This window comes from Trichocoleus sp. FACHB-6 (assembly GCF_014695815.1).
In the GTDB taxonomy this organism is placed as follows: Bacteria; Cyanobacteriota; Cyanobacteriia; order Cyanobacteriales; family FACHB-T130; genus Funiculus; species Funiculus sociatus.
Genome location: NZ_JACJOY010000102.1, coordinates 65121 through 82932, shown reverse-complemented (window position 1 = coordinate 82932; position 17812 = coordinate 65121). Strand labels below are relative to the sequence as shown.

Below are 17812 nucleotides of genomic sequence, written 5' to 3'. Positions count from 1 at the left end.
TCTCTCTTGAATCATGTGATTTTTAATGTCATCATTTTGTGATATACATCAGCTTGTTTGGTGACATAAATCGCTGAAAATACGGAGACAATTGCTGTAACTGGAAGCAGCGTTTTTCAGTCAATAGTGATGTGGGGAGCAAAAATAGTTTTGAAAACCTTTAGTCTCGCTGGCGCGATCGCAATTCTGGCTCTCGCTGTCGATATAGCGGCTCTAGCTGCCCGCTTGACAAATTGGCGATTTGACCCATCCTTAAATCAGTTGGAAGTGACTGTGGATGAGGGAACGACACCGCGGTATTTCCTACTAACTCAACCGCCTCGGATTGTTCTAGATTTACCCGATACCGAGTTGGGAAGCGTGGAAACTCAACAATCTTATACAGGACTGGTGCGGCAAATTCGGGTTTCCCGCTTTCAGGCTGGTGTCACCCGAATTGTGATGGATCTGTCGCCAGAGGTGGTGTTGACACCGCAACAGGTGCAATTGCAACAGGTGGGAGGCGATGCCCTACAAGGGCGACCTCTAGAAGGGGTTCGCTGGGTGTTGCGTCCCCTAATTTCTGGAGTTCAAACCGCAGCGCCTGAAGGCAGCACGCTTCCCCCTGCTAACTTTTTCGGAAGCGATCGCGCTGGTGTGGTGAGCGTACCGCCTCTGAACCCGACAAGCACCGGATCTAACTTGCCAACCGGAACGCTTCCCCCAGCGAGATTTTCGCCTAATAGTAACGTCTCAGTCAGCGTTCCTCCCCTGCAACGGGAAACAGCACCAACACCACTGAGGGAGTCTCAAACTTCTGTCACCAGAGTGGTTGAATTTGGTCAACCGCTGCCAACACCGAAAACCGCCTCACCTGTGCGCGAAAGTAGAACAGAAGAGTCCTCAAACCTACCATCGCTAGAAATTGATGCAGGGGCACCTGTACAGAGGCGATTGGCGTATGTCAACCCAAATGTGATGCTGCCGTCTGGAAGCGAGCTGATTTTAAGATATCCGGGAGATAAGATATTAAAATTGCAGGCTGGTTCCTCAAGGCAAGAGGTGTTGCTGCTACAGGAAGAAATACTCGACAAAGCTGGCAATATAATTTTCCCAACTGGCACGCAGGTAATTGGGCGCTTTGAGAGCGACCGGAGTGGCAGTCGCTTCATTGTCCAAGCCATTTCTCTCGGCGGACGTAACATTCGCCTAACAGCGCGATCGCCACTTTTGCGACGCGCTCGACAGGTCCCCGAAAACAGTATCGTACCAAATCAAATCCTACAAGTTAAGTTAACCAAGGATTTGCGATAAAGTTGTATTTTTTTTGCTAATGGCAATTAAAAATTAGCCATTAGCCATTAGCCATTAACCTTCTAGAATTTATTTGTTTCCGGTGCTGCTGGGCCTGCTCCCGGCTGATTCAGGAAGAAGTTTTTAGCGCCATCGTTCTGATAGATGCAGCGGATATCGGGCGTACCCTCTAGAGCGCCTGTGTAGCCAAAGGTGTTCATCCGGTTCTTGCAATCCCGCACCTGATCCGATGTCACCAAATTTCTTTGCTCCAGAATAGACCAGTTATTGCTACGCAAGACACAACCGGGACGCATATTCGGCTGAGAAACATAGACATTGAAGGGATTCAACGTTACATAGACGCGGGTATCCATGACCATAGCACTAGCTCCATACTGTACGCAAAGCTCAGGATTTGGTGCAGCGCGGTCAATAAAATCGCGAGATGCCACGTTTTCTGGAGTAAACGTCGCTGTGGAGCTAAAGCCAATCCCCACCCCAATTCCCAAAATAAACACGCCAGCAATGATGGCGATGGAAGTGTAATTGAAAGGGGATGATTTAGAAGCTTTAGGGGCAGTATAGGGGTCAGAGGTAGGGTATTTAGATTTACGTTTCATCGTCGGTTAGGTAATTTTACCAAACTTAGTAGGGAGCGATCGCACTGTTCTTCTTTTCCTAGTATGACTAGAGATGCAAGGATGAGGTATTACTCCTCCTCTTCCTGGCTTCTGCTTTCCCTCAACAGTTGGGAATAGGCATGGGCGACATCTTTCATAGTTTGATACTCTTGTTTAAGCCGTTGGTACTGCGAATCAAAAGCCATCTGCGAGACTTGAAGACTATCCGGATTATATTCAGCAACTTGAACTCCGATTAAAGCTTCTCTAATTAAGCGAACATATATCTTTTGTAACTGTTCGGCTTTTGAAAGCAATTTTTCTACCTCTTTTAATGCTCTGTCATAAGTATCAATTTGGACTGAATATACATCAGAAGTTGATACTAAATTTGCTAAATTATTAATCTTACTATATTGCTGCTCAAGTGCTGACATCTCAGGCTCTATTTGCCAATGTTCTTTAATAATAGGAGCCAATTCTTTTATAGTAGTTAGCTTGGGATCGTTGGTTTTGGATATGGGAGCAATTGCCTGCACATCCTTCAGGTCATGCCAGGAATAAATGTACTCAACATCACCATTCTGCGTCAGTCTGGGAAAGACTATTTGCACTCGATTCTCCCGCCTAACCATCAAAGGAATTCCATAATTTTTTAGAGGTAGATTGGGATATTTTTGTTCGGCACCTTTCACCAAAACCACAAGGCTGCTTTTAATTTGTTTAATTTTGGTTCTACGTTGCTCAGTAATAATGTAAGCAAGTGCCAAAATTAAGAATATGAAAAAGATTATCAGAAGTCTTGTCATCAGTGCGATCGCTCCAGCGGTTACTTTCCGTGAGAGTGGGCGTTGTTTTATTTTTACCGATTTTGCCCTTGGTTGACGAGTGGGGATTGGGCATTGGGAATTGGGGATTGGGCATTGGGAATTGGGGATTGGGAATTGGGAATTGGGGAAGAGGAAAAAGTCTTACCTAGTCCCTAGTCCCCAGCCCCCAGTCCCTAGTCCCCAGTCCCTAGCCCCCAGCCCCCAGCCCCTATATCTCCAGTCGGTTGAGCGTTTGAGAAATGTAAAGTAGAAATTAAGAAACTCTCTCAATTGGCTGGCATCTGTGAAATCACAAGCGTCCCATAATTTGGGCAAAACCTTGAAAAGCTCCCAGTTTCAGACCCTGATCGCCGACACTCTCACCGTATTTTGGGGGGATTGGTTAGATTTACGAGTTAGGATTCTGCCTGTGGCGGCATCTGGACTGGTATCGCCTTTAATATACATTCTGGCTTTTGGCTTAGGGCTGGGTAGCTCCATTAAGCCTGGTGCAGGAATTAGCAGCAACTACAATAACTACTTAGAATTTATGCTGCCGGGGATGGTGGCGCTATCATCAATGGTGATTAGCTTCACTGGTACAACGTTTTCCATTTGTGGAGAACGCCTCTACACAAAGACGTTTGAGGAAATGCTGCTGGTTCCCGTACATCCTCTAGCTTTGCACTTGGGCAAAATGCTCGCGGGAGTGGTGCGGGGGTTATTGACGGCTGGTGCTGTAATTGTGGTGGCGGTGCTATTTACCGGAAAAATTTGGAGTTTTTTGAACCCGTTGTTTCTGCTATTGGTGGTGCTGAATTGCGCTGTATTTGCCGGGTTGGGTGTGATTGTCGGGTTGAGCGTGCGATCGCTTGAAGCTGTCGGTCTGTACAATAACTTTTTAATCATTCCCATGTCGTTTTTGGGAGCGACTTTTTTCGATCCTGCCACTCTCCCCGCAGCCCTGAAGGTAATTGTCTATTTCCTACCCTTAACTTATACCAGCATTGGCTTACGCGCTGCTGCCTATTTCCCAGTGTCCCAGTTTCCCTGGTACGCAATACCAGTTTTGCTGGTGGCTGCGATCGCGCTTTCCTTCGTCGGTGCTTATCAATTTGCTCACCAACAAGATTAATAGTAGGGTGAAGCGATCGCTTCAAGGGTGGTTTACTGTAGCTTATTCATCTCTACGATTTAGCGCTCTTACACTCTGAGAATCTTGTGACACAATCAGTTGGGGATCGCTTTGAAGGGCGTTATTAGAGCTATCGGGATGTTGTATTTTAGCAATGCGGGGAAGGAAGGCTTGCAGTGCATACCAATTTTCCACTTGAGCGATCGCTTGCTGTGAGTTCTTAATGTCCTTAGGACTGCTGGATGTAGCCAATTCAGCAAGGGTAGCGATCGCGCCATTTTCCCACATCATGTGCGACCCATCTATCAACCGATCGGAGTTGTTGATCCCCTTGGGGTAGCTTTGCCTTCTGCCAAGCGTTCCCACATCGGTAATGGAACAAAAAGATATTACCGTTGCTGCTGCCACGGTTCCAAGAGTAATTAACGCGGCGGCTGCGGTATTTACTGAGAGTTGTTTAATAAACATTGAGTCGCACCCTTCAATTGCTCTAGCAAAGAGCTATGTGTGCAAATTCTCCCTTAGTTCCACGCTTCAAAGCTTCAGTAAATATACTGATTTTTAAGTAAAGCCTATTCGTATTAGTTGTATTTTTTAGTTTTATTTGTTGTATTTGTTTCCCTATTTCAAGCTATTGAACGCTTGCAGAAAGTGACATATTGGTATAAGTAAAACAAAAATTAGTTGTGAAAAAAGAAGCGATCGCGCGTTCCCGCTGAGCAATTTACTCACCAGCAAGACTAAGTAATTTAGTAGGGCTAGGTATTGCTCTCTTGACTTAATTTCTCAGCTAACTAGAATAGCTTCAAAAAGTTCGACAAGTTTTAAGTCCGAAAAAACTTGTAAATAGCGGTACTTTTCTAGCTTTTGCTTGCTTTCAGGGAAAAAGATACCAAGCCCCGAAAAATTTTTATATTCTGGAGGGGAGCCAAGTAACTTGCCATCTTTTTTCACTTTATGAATGATTGAATTGTTTAAAAAATAAATAAACTCATCACATTTTTGTTGATTTGCGCCCGACTGCTTAGTGATGGTTTGAAAAAAGGAGACAACATCGACGAACCGATCTCCCATATAATTGTAACTTATCAGGTTACTCAGATTTATAGTCTTTATATTAGCTGACAGAACTGTATCTATAAGCGGATTAATTTTTGCGGATAGGTTGCTAATATCGCTATTATTTATAGATGTGTAGCTATGGTACATATCAAAAGGTTCAAACTCCATAATCTTTTCGGCTAGTTGTCCTCCATTAATTTCTGGCTTACGCCCCAAAAAGCTAAACAATTGCTCGTAATAATAATTGGGAGCGCCTAGCAGTAATTGGGAAGAAAGAGTGTACTTAGCTGTATTTCGAAAAGTATAGTTTACTTCAATAGTTCCCTTATTGCAATTTTGAAAGAAAACTAACTCCACCCGTTTGCCTACTTGCTGATTAAAATTTGCGATAATATCACTCAATTTTTGGATATTCATCCATTTAGTTTTTGAAGCCAAGTCTGGTTCAGGGTGTCCATCTGGGCTTATTTCATCCAAACGACCCCCATGCCCTAAAAAAACAATCGCCCACTTTTTAGCTTGAAATTGTAAATTAGCCCAGTTGAGGTATTCGGCAAAAACTTCTTCGCTTCCGCTGTTAGCAGCATTTAATTTATGAGTAAATATATTTCCTTGCGTAATAACATTTCTTGAAAGTTTTTTATCTCCAATTAAATCGGATTGTACTGCTAAAAGAATATTGTCACTTTTTACACCTTTCGTAAGCATATCAATAATAGGAGTGCCGAAGATTGAGAGGTCATTATCATAGGGCATCCAATATAAAAAAATCCAATCATAGAGCCGCTTGTTGCTCATACTTGTAGCAATAATATCTGTCTGCTTTTGATTGAGTAACATCAGGTTCGCTAAAAAGGAAGCGCTACCTAACGCTGAATACTGAAAGAATTTTCTGCGCCTCATAGAGCTGGTAATTTACTGATTGTCTATGAATGGTTCGATGCTAACCTCTGCAAAGGAACTCGCAAGAGCAAGCGATCGCTCTTTTCCTCGCTGGTTCTTACCAATTCGCAACGCTTCAAAACTCGGCTTATATAAGAAACCGGGTTTTGAGACGCGATAAATGCGCGTTTCTAAACAAAAATCAGCTTATGGACTAAAACGCGCCCAGCAACTTATAGATAATAGAGTTGATAATGCTGAGTGCAATTGAGCCTATCAACGCACTCAAAATTCCCCAGCGCAAGCGAAATCCATGTACTAAATAAGCAGCTAAACCAAAGATAATCGCGTTGAGTACAAAGAGGAAAAGACCTAAGTTAGGATGGTAATTGGCAAAGACAAAAAGAAAATAACTGGACGGACTAACGCATTCAGAAGTCCAAAAACTGCTGCTAAAATGAGGGCTTTGGGAAAAGTGTCAATTTCAACACCGATTGGTAATTTGGAAATTGATAAACAAGCTAACAGCAGTGACTAGCCAAGCAACCAGAAGCGAAACAATATCCATCTTTTGTGTCTCCGGGGCGTAAATAACCTAGACATTAAAACGGAACAGCATCACATCGCCTTCCTTGACAATATATTCTTTACCTTCACTGCGAACTAAGCCTTTTTCCTTCGCAGCATTCATGGAACCAGTTGCAACTAAATCTTCATAGGCGACAGTCTCCGCCCGGATAAAACCGCGCTCAAAATCTGAGTGAATCACACCTGCTGCTTGAGGCGCTGTCATTCCCGCTGTAATTGTCCAGGCGCGGCTTTCTTTCGGGCCAGTGGTAAAGTAAGTACGCAAGCCTAAAAGTTCGTAAGTGGCGCGAATTAGAGATTTCAATCCGCCTTCTTCAACGCCAAGAGATCCGAGAAATTCAGCTTTATCTTCTTCTGGTAATTCGACTAATTCCGCTTCCACTTGGGCAGAAACAATTACGACTTGGGCATTTTCTTGGGCCGCAATTTGCCGCACTTGCTCCACATATTCATTACCAGTAGCTAAGTCATCCTCAGACACATTCGCAGCATAAATAATTGGTTTGCCAGTGAGCAATCCTAATCCTTTGAGCGCTTCAGATTCTTCTTCATTTAAGTCAGCCCGCCGCGCTGGTTTGCCCTCATTTAATAAAGCGCCCAATTTTTCTAAAGCAGCAAGCTCAATTTGTCCTTCTTTGCTGGTACGCGCAGCTTTGCGGGTGCGCTCAATTCGTCGCTCAACTTGGGATAAATCTGCTAAAGCTAACTCCAAATTGATGATGTCAATATCTCGCGCTGGGTCAACAGAGCCGGCAACGTGGATAATGTCATCATTCTCGAAACAGCGCACCACATGAACTATGGCATCAACTTCTCGAATGTGGGATAAAAATTGATTACCCAGTCCTTCCCCCTGGCTAGCGCCTTTCACTAAACCAGCAATATCGACAAATTCAACTCGCGTCGGTACAATTTGCACCGAGCTGGAAATATTAGCCAGGGCGTTTAACCTTTCATCTGGCACAGAAACGACACCGACATTGGGTTCGATAGTGCAAAAAGGGAAATTGGCAGCTTCTGCCTTGGCGTTGGCAACCAAGGCGTTGAATAAGGTTGATTTTCCGACGTTGGGAAGTCCGACAATTCCGGCTCTTAGCATTTTGAATTTAATTTGACGATTAGCAGGGTAGAGACTGGGTGAAATTTTTTCAGACAGGTTCAGGAATCGTTTGAGGAATTGTCCCTGGAACAGTCTGAGGAATCGGCGCTGGCACTGGTTCTGGTACTGGCCCCGGAACAGGCTGGGGGATGGGTGCTGGCACTGGTTCTGGGGCTGGGCCCGGGATGGGTTCTGGGACTGGGGACGGGCTAGGAATGGGATCGGGTATTGGCGAGGGGATGGGATTACCTGGTTGGGGAATCGGGTTAGGGACGGGATTAATCATGCGATCGCCTCCAATTACTGAACCCTCTTAAAATAGGTAAAAACTAATAACATCACATCCCCCTGAGTAACTACATCGCCTGACCCTCCTGATTAAATATTAATCAAACAGCATCCAAATTCAATACTTTAGCAGGTATCGACGCATCAACATTAGCACTTGACGCTGGTTAAATTGTTAGGCAGAAAGGATATATCTTAAAGCCGCAGCCAACCAACTGCGGCAGAAATCACATCGATTAACAAGAAAGTTAGCGCATGGATTTTGTACCAGGGTCTCAAATCACCACGCCATTAGTGGATGCCATTCAGGAGTGCGCTACTAAGCATCATGCTCCCTTTTATACGCCGGGACACAAGCGGGGGCAGGGCATTTCCCAGCCTTTGGCTGATTTATTAGGTTCAGCGGTGTTTCCCGCAGATTTGGCAGAATTGCCAGAATTAGATAATTTGTTTGCTCCAGAAGGCGTTATCCAAAAAGCCCAAGAACTCGCGGCGGCGGCGTTTGGCGCAGAACGTACCTGGTTTTTGGTGAATGGTTCCACTTGTGGGGTGATGGCGGCAATTTTAGCCACCTGTAACCCTAGGGACAAGATTATCCTGCCTCGGAATATCCATCAATCGGCTATCCACGGCTTAATCGTTTCGGGTGCAATCCCAATTTTCCTGAATCCAGAATACGACCCCGATTCCGATATTGCTCACAGTATCACCCCTGTGGCAGTTGCAGCCGCCTTGAAGCAGCATCCAGACGCTAAGGCAGTGATGATGGTTTATCCGACTTATTATGGTGCTTGCGGGGATGTGAAAGCGATCGCGCAAGTGTCCCATCAGCACGGTATCCCCCTATTGGTAGACGAAGCCCACGGCGCTCATTTTGCCTTTCACCCAGATTTGCCCGCCTCAGCCTTATCAGGCGGGGCAGATTTAAGCGTTCAATCGACTCACAAGGTACTGGGGGCACTAACTCAAGCATCCATGCTGCACGTTCAGGGAAACTTAGTAGATAGCGATCGCATCAGCATTGCCTTACAACTTTTGCAGTCTAGCAGCCCTAGCTATCTACTCCTAGCTTCCCTCGACGGGGCAAGGCAGCAAATGGCAATACACGGAAAACCGCTGATGACGAGAACCTTGCAACTAGCTAATCACGCAAGAACCAAAATTAGCAAAATTCCCGGATTATCAGTTCTAGAATCCTCAAATACCCCTGGTTTTGTTGCCTTAGATACAACGCGGTTGACTGTCAGCGTTTCTGGTTTAGGCGTGACTGGATTTGAAGCTGATGAAATTCTCCATCACAAGCTAGGCGTTACCTCTGAGTTGGCATCGCTGCAACATCTGACCTTTATTATCAGTTTGGGGAACACCCAGACAGATATAGACGGTTTGGTGTGCGCCTTCCAAACTTTAGCCGAGAAACACCCACAAACTACTGCCAACTCCTATCTGGATGTATTCACCAGATGGAAAGCAGAATACCTGCAAATTCATCCCTCATCCTTTATCATTCATCCTTACCTCTCCCCCCGCGAAGCCTTCTTCTCCCAAACAGAAACGCTTCCTGTGGAAAAGGCTGTAGAACGCATTAGTGCAGAGATAATCTGCCCGTATCCCCCTGGAATCCCCGTTTTGATGCCTGGAGAAGCGATCGCCCCCGCAGCTTTGGACTACCTGCAACAAATTGTTACTTTAGGTGGAAGCATTACAGGTTGTACCGATTCCAGTCTCAAAACACTAAAGGTTGTGCGAAAGTAGAGACGTTGAATGCAACATCTCAAAAGGTGTCTCTGAATTGTTCCTATGCCGTCTCCAATGTGGCCTTATGTTACTCCTGGTATCCCCGATGACCTGTTCGAGAGGTTGCCGGGGATACCCCTGAGTAAACGAGAGGTGCGGTTGCTTTTGTTGTCCCTCCTCAGACTTAAACAAGATTCTGTGTTGTGGGATATTGGTGCAGGCACCGGAACGATCCCAGTGGAAACTGGTTTGCTGTGTCCTAAAGGTAAAATTGTGGCAATAGAAAGGGATGAGGACGTGGCGAATTTGATTCGTCGCAACTGCGATCGCTTCGGAGTCCGCAATGTGGAAATTATCGAAGGTAGCGCCCCAGAGTGTCTAAAAAATTTACCTATTCCACCCCACCGGGTTTGCATTGAGGGCGGACAACCGATCAAAGACATCCTGAAAGTAGTCTGGCAATACTTGCAACCCGAAGGCAGAGTAGTTGCCACAGCTGCTAATCTAGAAAGTCTCTATGCCATCTCCGAAGGTTTCGCAGAGTTACAAGCCCGGAATATTGAGGTAGTTCAGTCTGCTGTTAACCGTCTGGAAACGCGAGGGGTTCATCAAACCTTTGCCGCAGTCGATCCGATTTTTATTCTCAGCGGGGAAAAGTTGGATTGAAGATTTTCAGGCGACTAATGGCAATATTCAAAGGCGAGTTAGGGCTGAAGAATTATCGTTAAGATCCATACCAGAAGGGATTGATTTTTTAGTCGCAACAAAGCGATCGCTTTCACAAAGATGAATAAGGGTGAGAATTGCCAGCATCAATCGCCCAAATCCGCTACGGATAGGCTAAAGTGTGCAAAAGTAATTCTTAATCTTATTAAATTTCTATTAACCTCCTCGCTGGGGTCAAGAGAGAACGCGCCTTATGCCTTGGTCTCGAATTTTTAGTGGAATAGTAGCGATCGCCTTGGCCCTCTCCATGCTGATCTTTGGAGGATGGTTCTTTACAGCTGGTCTGTGCATCATCATTTATCTCGGTCAGTTAGAGTATTTTCAGTTAACGCGAGCCAAAGGCATTGTCCCAGCCGCCAAAACCACATTGGTAGTAAGTCAGGTTTTGTTACTCACAGCTGCACTCGCACCGGATCTGACAGATGCCATGTTTTCCTTAGCAGGAACCTTAATTTGTTTTTACCTGCTATTTCAGCCCAAACTTGCCACAATTGCCGATATTTCCGCCTCAATTTTAGGTTTATTCTACGGCGGCTACCTGCCCAGCTACTGGGTGCGGCTGCGCGTTGGACTCGCCCCCGCGATCGCCAACGCCGAACCCTTCAATGGCTCCCTGAGTGCTGACTGGCACCAAATCAGCAGTCTCCCCCAAGGCTTGACAGCAACACTACTGGCATTTGGCTGTATTTGGGCAGCTGATATTGGTGCTTACATCTTCGGCAAGTTCTTTGGTCGCACCCGCCTCTCCGACATTAGCCCGAAAAAAACTGTCGAAGGTGCTGTTTTTGGAGTAATCGGCAGCGTAGCAGTGGCGGTAGCTGGGGCTTGGTATCTTGAGTGGCCCGTTTGGCAACTGAGTGGTTTCGCCTTAGGGCTGCTGATTGGTATTGCCAGTCTACTAGGAGACTTAACTGAGTCGATGATGAAGCGAGATGCTGGCGTAAAGGACTCCGGGCAACTAATTCCCGGTCACGGCGGCATTTTAGATCGGGCTGATAGTTACGTTTTCACCGCGCCTTTGGTTTACTATTTCGTCACCCTGTTGTTACCTGTTCTAGAGAAGTAGGGCTGGGGACTGGGGGCTGGGGACTGGGGACTAGGGACTGGGGACTGGGTAAGATTCTTGCCAATTCTCAATTCCCAATTCCCAATTCCCAATTAAGGAATTACAGTAATGCCGCCGCGACAAATCAGCCGACCTTGACTCAAAGTTAATTCCTGAATATCGACTTCTTTGCCCAAATCTATTTTGAATCCTTCCTCAGCTTGCACCAACTTTTGCTGGATCTCGATACAAGGGTTAACCAGTAACAGTTCATGGGGGCTGGCTAGCTGGAGATCGGTACGAAGCACGAAAGGCTTGGTGTAATTAGTAGCGTCTGTAAGGGTACCACTGAGAGTCAGACACTCAGGCTCAATAGTAATTTGTTGCCAATTGATTTGCTGGTCTTCTAAGATATCAGCTGGGTGCATATGAAAAGCCGCCAAGAGCAGTGTCCCTAGTAAATCAGTTAAAGCCGTGGCTAATAAGGGTGCATCAAGAGAAGCTTTCAGGTCTGCTTCTTCTAACAACAGTTCACCGGAAACTGGGATTGGTTCGAGAAGGCGCAAGGGCTTTCCTTTGAGAACTTGACCCAGATTGATGCGAATGTTTTCTCCGACTAGGTGAATTTGAGACAGATGCAGCCCTTGATAGATGGCACGGCTGGCAGAGATCGCTACTTTGGGAATATAACCAGAGAGGATTTGGCGATCGCCCCCGGAGATTTTGACGCTCAGATCACCAATCGCAGATACTTGCGATCGCAACCACACCCGGCAAGCCGGGGACAACACAGAGCTAATAATCCGGCTTTGCTGCTTAGTAATCAATGGCATTCTTCCTGTAATATTTGTACATAGTATAGCCAGTGGTCGATTTTAGATTGAAGAAAAGGCGATTTATTCTAAATCCCAGATCCTAAATCCAAAATAGTCTACCGGGGCATCGCCTCGGCTGGCTTTACCCTAAACCCTTACCCAGTCAGTGCATAAATCTTACCTATGGCCGAAAGGCTACAAAAAATTCTTTCTCAAAGGGGTATTGCCTCACGCCGCCAAGCAGAGAAAATGATTCTCGAAGGGCGCGTGCGGCTTAATGGTACTGTTGTTCATCTGGGGCAAACAGCGAATCCAGAACAAGACCACATCGAAGTAGATGGCATTATAGTTCCCCCCCATCGTCCTGGGATGCTGTATTTTCTACTTTACAAACCCGCCGGGGTCGTTTCTACTTGCCGCGATCCCCAAAATCGCCGCACCGTTCTCGATTTATTGCCTCTGCACCTGCGAGAAGGTAAAGGACTACACCCTGTAGGACGCTTAGATGCTGACTCTACAGGAGCATTGCTGCTTACCAATGACGGTGAAATGACGCTGCGTCTGACCCATCCTCGCTATCACCTCCCGAAAACATATCAGGTTTGGATTCAGGGTCATCCTCCAGAGAGCGTACTTGACAACTGGCGTCAGGGTGTTATTCTGTCTGGGCAAAAGACTTTACCCGCACCTGTTCGGGTACTGGAAAAGCGGGATTCTCAAACCCTGCTGGAAGTCGTTCTGACAGAGGGGAGAAACCGCCAGATTCGACGTATTGCCGAGCAACTAGGCTATCCTGTCATCCATCTCCATCGCATCGCGATAGGTCCGATTCATTTAGAACGGAAAGGAAAGTCAATGTTCCCCGGTACTTATCGTCTTTTAGAAGATTTTGAAATTACTTTTCTCAAAAACCAAGTCAACTTAACATCAATAGAAGTGCCAGCAGACATCAAGGAGCGCCGTGTATGAAGGAGAATCCACTCAATGTTCAGCAGCAACAAGTCGAGAAGCTGAAAGAGCTTGGGTCTCACCTCCGCCAATTCCGTCAGGAGCAGTCGCTTTCCCTAGAGGAGGTTGGGGAAAAGACCCGGATTCAGGTTCGTCTGCTGAGGGCAATTGAAGAAAGTCATTGGGCAATATTGCCAGAGCCTGTCTATATTAAGGGGTTTATCAAGCGGTATGCTGAGGCGTTGGGAATGAACGGTGCCGAATTCTCCCGCGACTTCCCCACAGGGCCTGTTTTCCAGTTCATTAAGCCTACCTGGCAGCGTTTGCCATCAGCTCAACTGCGACCGGTTCATCTTTACTTGCTGTATGTGTTTCTGGTCATTGGCGCGGTGAATGGCTTGTCCTACTTCGTAAATCGTTCTGCCTTAGAAGTGAGTAGTAATAGCGAATCCTTCCGGCGTTCAATAGAGCAGCAGGAAGGAGTTGACAAAGTAGTCCAGATAAATTCAAATTCGCCAGAAGAAAAGTCTGGGCCGCTGATCCCCGCTGTCTTGAGCAGTTCCAGTCAAAACGGTAAGCCAGTACGTGTTGGTGTTACCGTGAAATCCGATTCTTGGATTCGGGTGGTAGTGGATGGCAAGACCCAGTTTGAAGGAACGCTCCCCCAAGGTACTCAGCGCACTTGGGTGGCGGAGGAGAAATTAATTGTCAGAGCAGGAAATGCGGGTGCTGTCCTCATCGCTGTTAACGATGAAAAGGCAAAGAAACTGGGAGATCCCGGTAAAGTTCGGGAAGTAACCTTTGCCGCCAATTCCAAGTCTTGAGATTTAGAGTTTTGAGTTTTAAATAAACTCAAAACTCTAAAGCCGGAGCAACTTGTGCTTGGCAAAACTCATCAGTCTTTAATGGGGGCGCGACCAAAAAGTTCAGTAAGCGATTTCAAGCGATCGCTTACTTCATTATTCACCGCCTCTGACCGATACCGCCACCCCCAATTTCCCTCAGCTTTACTGGGAAAATTCATTCTGGCATCGTTGCCCAATCCCAAAATATCCTGAAAGGGAATAATCGCCTGATTTGCCACAGAACTCATCGCTAGCCGGATAAAATCCCAGTGGATGCCTTCCGGACTAATGCAACCTAAATAACGCAGCACCCTATCCCTTTCATAATCTGACAATTGATAGAACCAACCCACCGTAGTGTCATTGTCGTGGGTGCCAGTATAAACTAAGCAGTTGCGCGGATAGTTAAATGGCAAAAAGCCATTGCCTGCATCGGAACCAAAGGCAAACTGCAAAATTTTCATCCCCGGAAATTCAAATTTGTCTCGCAGTGCCTCTACCTCTTCTGTAATTACGCCCAAATCCTCAGCAAGAATGGGTAGCTTGCCTAACTTCTCATTCAGAACTTCAAAGAAAACATCTCCAGGCGCTTCAATCCACTCCCCACTCAAGGCAGTTTCTTCACCCGCCTTCACCGCCCAATAAGCTTGAAACCCCCGGAAGTGGTCAATCCGAATGATGTCCACATAATCCAGCAACGACTCAAAACGCTGCACCCACCATTTAAAGTTTTGCTTCTCCAATTCCTCCCAGTTATAAACTGGGTTGCCCCACAACTGACCTGTCGCGCTGAAGTAATCCGGCGGGACACCTGCCATTAGCGCCGCTTCCCCCGTTTCTTCATCCAAGCAAAAGATTTCTGAATGCGACCAAACATCGGCGCTATCGTGAGCTACATAAATCGGGATATCGCCAATAATATCAATACCGCGCAGGTTGGCATAGTTCTTCAGTTCAGACCACTGGCGGAAAAACTCAAACTGCAAGTATTTGTGGTAAAAAATCTCATTGTTTAGCCGCTGCCGCCACTGCTCTAAGGCTTCTGCTTGACGTTTGGCAATTTCCGGCTCCCAAGTATACCAGCTGGATTGCTCGTGTGCCTCGCGAAGCGCCATAAATAAAGCGTAGTCATCGAGCCAATTAGCCTTAGTCTCGCAAAAACCCGCAAATTCCCTTTGCTGAAGTGGCGAAGCTTTGGCTTTAAAGTTTTCGCAGGCTTTGGCAAGCAAAGGCATCTTGGTGGCGATCGCTTTTTCAAAATCTACATTATCTAGGGGAAATTCTGGCAATCCGGCAAAGTCGTCGTCAGTTAGTAACCCAGCGTCGCGCAGCTTTTCTGGACTAATCAGCAGCGGATTTCCCGCCAACGCTGAATAGCACATATATGGAGAATTACCATATCCAGTTGGGCCTAGTGGTAAAACCTGCCAAAATTGCTGGTAACTCTCCACCAAAAAATCTATAAAACGATAAGCTTCTAAGCCTAAATCGCCAATGCCAAATCGACTGGGAAAGGAGGTGGGGTGCAGCAAAATGCCACTTGATCTGGGAAACGGCATAAATAACCTGATGGAGAGTACGCAAACGTTTTGACATTATCACGGGAGGTCAGCGTTTGAAACCCATCTGTAGGCAGGATTACAGATAAATACTTTACGGGATGGGCAATTTTTTTTTCCCAGTGCCTTGACTTACCCTAGGGGTATCCCGCCTGTCATCATCAAACAGGTGCAAAATGTAGGCAATTCATTTTTGGGGCAAAATATCAACATGACTCACCGCAACCCTTCTCCTACTGTCGATATCATTATTGAGCTGGTTGACCGACCGCATCGCCCGATTATATTGATTTTGCGCCAAAATCCTCCTTATGGTTGGGCCATTCCGGGCGGCTTTATTGATTACGGAGAATCTGCTGAAGCGGCGGCGCGGCGAGAAGCGTCAGAAGAGGTTTCCTTAAAGGTGGAGTTAGTTGAACAATTCCAGGTGTATTCCGATCCCAATCGTGATCCGCGTCAGCACACGATGAGTGTTGTCTTTATTGCTACGGCGACGGGCGAACCTAAAGCGGCTGATGATGCTAAGGCGGTGGGGATTTTTGAATCTTGGCGGATTCCGACGGAACTTTGTTTCGATCACGACAAAATTCTGCGCGAATATTGGCGTTATCGCCATTATGGAATACGACCGGGTTTGTCTTAGTAGCACCCCACCCCCAACCCCGTCCGGGGTAAAAAGACAAACAGACGGATTTGGTATATGCGATCGCTCGAAAATCCGAATCTGGGGATGCATCCCCAGACTTGTTTTGCTGTAACGTTAAACTTTAAGCAGAAGGAATATGTTCTAAATTGGCCCCTAGTAGGTATGCAACTCCACCCCACATCAGACCTCGCCGCTACCCTATTGAGGAGGCGATCGCGATTAGCTGAGCTAATTGATTTTCCGGTAATTCTCTGGTCTGGGCGCAGCAGTTCCCGTAATTATCCGGCAAATACTTTCCCGTTTCGCGCCAGCAGTCATTTTCTTTATTTTGCTGGGTTGCCCTTGGAAAATGCCGCAATTCGTCTGGAAGCCGGGAAATTGGAACTTTTCATGGATGATGCTTCGCCAGATAGCGCCCTCTGGCATGGAGAAGTGCCTAAACGTGAGGAAATTGCTAAAGCTATAGGGGCAGATGGAGTTTTCGCGATCGCACAATTGAAGTCACGCTCGGCTGGTGCTGCTACTATCTCTGTGCAGGATGCTGCTACCCAACAAGTACAATCTCATTTACTTAACCGCTCATTAGCACCAGCAAAATTATCTCAGGGCATTGATCTTGAGTTGGCACGAGCAATTATCAAACTGCGGCTGACTCATGACGCTGGCGCAATTTCTGAGTTGCGAGAGGCTGCTGCTGTGACTGTGGAAGCTCACAAAGCTGGGATGATGGCTACACCCAAAGCCAAAATTGAGGCAGGTGTACGGGCGGCGATGGAGGCTGTGATCATCTCCCACAATATGACCTGCGCTTACCCCAGTATTGTCACTGTTCACGGGGAAGTTCTGCACAATCAGCAGTATCACCACTCGCTGCAACCAGGAGATTTGCTGCTGGCGGATGTGGGTGCTGAGACATCAATGGGTTGGGCTGCTGATGTGACGCGCACTTGGCCTGTTTCTGGTACATTTTCTTCTACCCAAAAAGATATTTACAATGTGGTGCTGGCGGCTCACGATGCTTGCATTGCCAAGATTCGCCCAGGTGTGGAGTATCTGGATATTCATCTACTTGCTGCAACTGTAATTGCCCAAGGTTTGGTGGATTTGGGTATTTTACGAGGTAAGGCTGAAGATTTGGTGGAAATGGATGCTCACGCGCTGTTTTTCCCCCACGGAATCGGTCATCTGGTGGGTTTGGATGTCCACGATATGGAAGATTTGGGGGATTTGGCGGGGTATGAGGAGCAAAGAGTTAGAAGCGATCGCTTTGGCTTGGGCTATCTGCGTCTAAATCGCCCCTTGAGTGCTGGAATGTTAGTCACAATAGAGCCGGGATTCTATCAAGTTCCGGCAATTTTGAACAATATAGAAATGCGTTCAAAATATCAAGATGTTGTTGATTGGGATCGACTTTCTCAGTTTGCTGACGTGCGGGGAATTCGCATTGAAGATGATGTTTTAGTTACCGAGTTAGGCAGCGAAGTCTTAACATCAGCTTTGCCAACTAATGTAGATACAATGGAGCAGCTAGTTAAACAAGAATCACGCTCAGGGGTGGAGAGGCGGCAGCAAATAAATGTAATTTCAAATAATAGTATTCCTGCTTTTATTAAGCGTTGTCGCGCAGTTTTTGAAGATGTCCGTCCCCAACTGATTAAAGATTATGCTGGCTGGTTTGTTGCTATTGAATCAGATAGTGGCGAATATTTTCTGGATGAAGATCATAAACTCGC

The 17812-nt window shown here is 46.4% G+C and carries 18 protein-coding genes and 2 pseudogenes; 11 read left to right on the top strand and 9 right to left on the bottom strand.

The features are described 5' to 3' along the window. The first annotated feature begins 150 nt into the window (after nt 1-150). A complete protein-coding gene (locus H6F66_RS20810) occupies nt 151-1293 on the top strand; it encodes an AMIN domain-containing protein (RefSeq protein WP_190424839.1) in 1143 nt (380 codons plus the stop codon). Nucleotides 1294-1355: 62 nt separating this feature from the next. On the opposite strand, the gene H6F66_RS20805 is transcribed toward H6F66_RS20810, so the two are convergent. Then, entirely contained in the window at nt 1356-1895 is a 540-nt protein-coding gene (locus H6F66_RS20805; RefSeq protein ID WP_190424837.1) for a DUF3172 domain-containing protein, read from the bottom strand. 89 nt (nt 1896-1984) lie between these two features. Then, entirely contained in the window at nt 1985-2665 is a 681-nt protein-coding gene (locus H6F66_RS20800; RefSeq protein ID WP_190424836.1) for a hypothetical protein, read from the bottom strand. Between the two features lie 81 nt (nt 2666-2746). Here H6F66_RS20800 and H6F66_RS29060 point away from each other — a divergent pair, with 81 nt between their 5' ends. Together H6F66_RS29060 and H6F66_RS20790 are read left to right on the top strand one after the other, a co-directional pair. Continuing rightward, complete coding sequence (locus tag H6F66_RS29060; RefSeq protein ID WP_277873821.1) at nt 2747-2881, top strand: hypothetical protein; 135 nt, start codon at nt 2747-2749, stop codon at nt 2879-2881. A 127-nt stretch (nt 2882-3008) separates the two neighbouring features. Further along, entirely contained in the window at nt 3009-3839 is an 831-nt protein-coding gene (locus tag H6F66_RS20790) for an ABC transporter permease (RefSeq protein WP_190424832.1), read from the top strand. Between the two features lie 42 nt (nt 3840-3881). Here H6F66_RS20790 and H6F66_RS20785 read toward each other — a convergent pair whose 3' ends face one another. After that, nucleotides 3882-4307, bottom strand: coding sequence for a hypothetical protein (locus H6F66_RS20785; protein WP_190424830.1), 426 nt, complete (start codon nt 4305-4307; stop codon nt 3882-3884). A 318-nt stretch (nt 4308-4625) separates the two neighbouring features. Further along, the gene (locus H6F66_RS20780) at nt 4626-5741 is read right to left on the bottom strand and encodes a clostripain-related cysteine peptidase (protein WP_190424828.1); all 1116 of its coding nucleotides are present in this window, start codon (nt 5739-5741) and stop codon (nt 4626-4628) included. A gap of 88 nt (nt 5742-5829) precedes the next feature. Between H6F66_RS20780 and H6F66_RS29055 the strand changes: the two genes are divergently transcribed. Then, nucleotides 5830-5964 (top strand): hypothetical protein, encoded by a 135-nt coding sequence (locus H6F66_RS29055; protein WP_277873820.1) that lies wholly within the window; start codon nt 5830-5832, stop codon nt 5962-5964. Between the two features lie 33 nt (nt 5965-5997). On the opposite strand, the pseudogene H6F66_RS20775 reads toward H6F66_RS29055, so the two are convergent. From H6F66_RS20775 to H6F66_RS20765, 3 genes and pseudogenes are all read right to left on the bottom strand, one after another. Further along, a pseudogene (locus H6F66_RS20775) lies at nt 5998-6351 on the bottom strand (phage holin family protein). A 27-nt stretch (nt 6352-6378) separates the two neighbouring features. Further along, nucleotides 6379-7470: a redox-regulated ATPase YchF gene (ychF, locus tag H6F66_RS20770; protein ID WP_190424826.1), complete on the bottom strand. Its 1092-nt coding sequence runs from the start codon at nt 7468-7470 to the stop codon at nt 6379-6381. A 49-nt stretch (nt 7471-7519) separates the two neighbouring features. Beyond that, a complete protein-coding gene (locus H6F66_RS20765; protein ID WP_190424824.1) occupies nt 7520-7756 on the bottom strand; it encodes a hypothetical protein in 237 nt (78 codons plus the stop codon). 257 nt (nt 7757-8013) lie between these two features. Here H6F66_RS20765 and H6F66_RS20760 point away from each other — a divergent pair, with 257 nt between their 5' ends. From H6F66_RS20760 to H6F66_RS20750, 3 genes are all read left to right on the top strand, one after another. Further along, nucleotides 8014-9513: an aminotransferase class I/II-fold pyridoxal phosphate-dependent enzyme gene (locus H6F66_RS20760; protein ID WP_190424822.1), complete on the top strand. Its 1500-nt coding sequence runs from the start codon at nt 8014-8016 to the stop codon at nt 9511-9513. A 45-nt stretch (nt 9514-9558) separates the two neighbouring features. Further along, on the top strand, nt 9559-10161 hold the full coding sequence (cbiT, locus tag H6F66_RS20755) for a precorrin-6Y C5,15-methyltransferase subunit CbiT (RefSeq protein ID WP_190424820.1): 603 nt from the start codon (nt 9559-9561) through the stop codon (nt 10159-10161). 253 nt (nt 10162-10414) lie between these two features. Beyond that, nucleotides 10415-11287 carry a phosphatidate cytidylyltransferase gene (locus H6F66_RS20750; protein WP_190424818.1) on the top strand — a complete coding sequence of 291 codons (873 nt, stop codon included), beginning with the start codon at nt 10415-10417 and terminating at the stop codon, nt 11285-11287. A 92-nt stretch (nt 11288-11379) separates the two neighbouring features. Here the strand turns inward: H6F66_RS20750 and H6F66_RS20745 are convergent, their stop codons facing one another. Further along, the gene (locus H6F66_RS20745) at nt 11380-12099 is read right to left on the bottom strand and encodes a DUF2993 domain-containing protein (RefSeq protein ID WP_190424817.1); all 720 of its coding nucleotides are present in this window, start codon (nt 12097-12099) and stop codon (nt 11380-11382) included. A gap of 165 nt (nt 12100-12264) precedes the next feature. On the opposite strand from H6F66_RS20745, the gene H6F66_RS20740 reads away from it, so the two are divergent. Both H6F66_RS20740 and H6F66_RS20735 read left to right on the top strand, forming a co-directional pair. Continuing rightward, nucleotides 12265-13050 (top strand): pseudouridine synthase, encoded by a 786-nt coding sequence (locus H6F66_RS20740; RefSeq protein ID WP_190424815.1) that lies wholly within the window; start codon nt 12265-12267, stop codon nt 13048-13050. Then, complete coding sequence (locus H6F66_RS20735; protein ID WP_190424813.1) at nt 13047-13853, top strand: RodZ domain-containing protein; 807 nt, start codon at nt 13047-13049, stop codon at nt 13851-13853. Before H6F66_RS20740 ends, H6F66_RS20735 begins: the two co-directional genes overlap by 4 nt. Before the next feature lie 71 nt (nt 13854-13924). On the opposite strand, the gene malQ is transcribed toward H6F66_RS20735, so the two are convergent. Next, nucleotides 13925-15433, bottom strand: coding sequence for a 4-alpha-glucanotransferase (gene malQ / locus H6F66_RS20730; RefSeq protein WP_190424811.1), 1509 nt, complete (start codon nt 15431-15433; stop codon nt 13925-13927). Between the two features lie 211 nt (nt 15434-15644). Between malQ and H6F66_RS20725 the strand changes: the two genes are divergently transcribed. After that, the gene (locus tag H6F66_RS20725; RefSeq protein ID WP_190424906.1) at nt 15645-16076 is read left to right on the top strand and encodes an NUDIX hydrolase; all 432 of its coding nucleotides are present in this window, start codon (nt 15645-15647) and stop codon (nt 16074-16076) included. 165 nt (nt 16077-16241) lie between these two features. Beyond that, a pseudogene (locus H6F66_RS20720) lies at nt 16242-17612 on the top strand (aminopeptidase P family protein); the annotation flags it as partial. Nucleotides 17613-17812 lie beyond the last annotated feature (200 nt).

Bases quoted from the DNA above. Each gene is read 5' to 3' on its own strand.
- H6F66_RS20805 (WP_190424837.1), bottom strand. From the start codon at position 1,895: ATGAAACGTAAATCTAAATACCCTACCTCTGACCCCTATACTGCCCCT.
- H6F66_RS20785 (WP_190424830.1), bottom strand. From the start codon at position 4,307: ATGTTTATTAAACAACTCTCAGTAAATACCGCAGCCGCCGCGTTAATT.
- H6F66_RS20780 (WP_190424828.1), bottom strand. From the start codon at position 5,741: ATGTTACTCAATCAAAAGCAGACAGATATTATTGCTACAAGTATGAGC.
- H6F66_RS29055 (WP_277873820.1), top strand. From the start codon at position 5,830: ATGAATGGTTCGATGCTAACCTCTGCAAAGGAACTCGCAAGAGCAAGC.
- ychF (WP_190424826.1), bottom strand. From the start codon at position 7,470: ATGCTAAGAGCCGGAATTGTCGGACTTCCCAACGTCGGAAAATCAACC.
- H6F66_RS20765 (WP_190424824.1), bottom strand. From the start codon at position 7,756: ATGATTAATCCCGTCCCTAACCCGATTCCCCAACCAGGTAATCCCATC.
- H6F66_RS20760 (WP_190424822.1), top strand. From the start codon at position 8,014: ATGGATTTTGTACCAGGGTCTCAAATCACCACGCCATTAGTGGATGCC.
- cbiT (WP_190424820.1), top strand. From the start codon at position 9,559: ATGCCGTCTCCAATGTGGCCTTATGTTACTCCTGGTATCCCCGATGAC.
- H6F66_RS20750 (WP_190424818.1), top strand. From the start codon at position 10,415: ATGCCTTGGTCTCGAATTTTTAGTGGAATAGTAGCGATCGCCTTGGCC.
- H6F66_RS20745 (WP_190424817.1), bottom strand. From the start codon at position 12,099: ATGCCATTGATTACTAAGCAGCAAAGCCGGATTATTAGCTCTGTGTTG.
- H6F66_RS20740 (WP_190424815.1), top strand. From the start codon at position 12,265: ATGGCCGAAAGGCTACAAAAAATTCTTTCTCAAAGGGGTATTGCCTCA.
- H6F66_RS20735 (WP_190424813.1), top strand. From the start codon at position 13,047: ATGAAGGAGAATCCACTCAATGTTCAGCAGCAACAAGTCGAGAAGCTG.
- malQ (WP_190424811.1), bottom strand. From the start codon at position 15,433: ATGCCGTTTCCCAGATCAAGTGGCATTTTGCTGCACCCCACCTCCTTT.
- H6F66_RS20725 (WP_190424906.1), top strand. From the start codon at position 15,645: ATGACTCACCGCAACCCTTCTCCTACTGTCGATATCATTATTGAGCTG.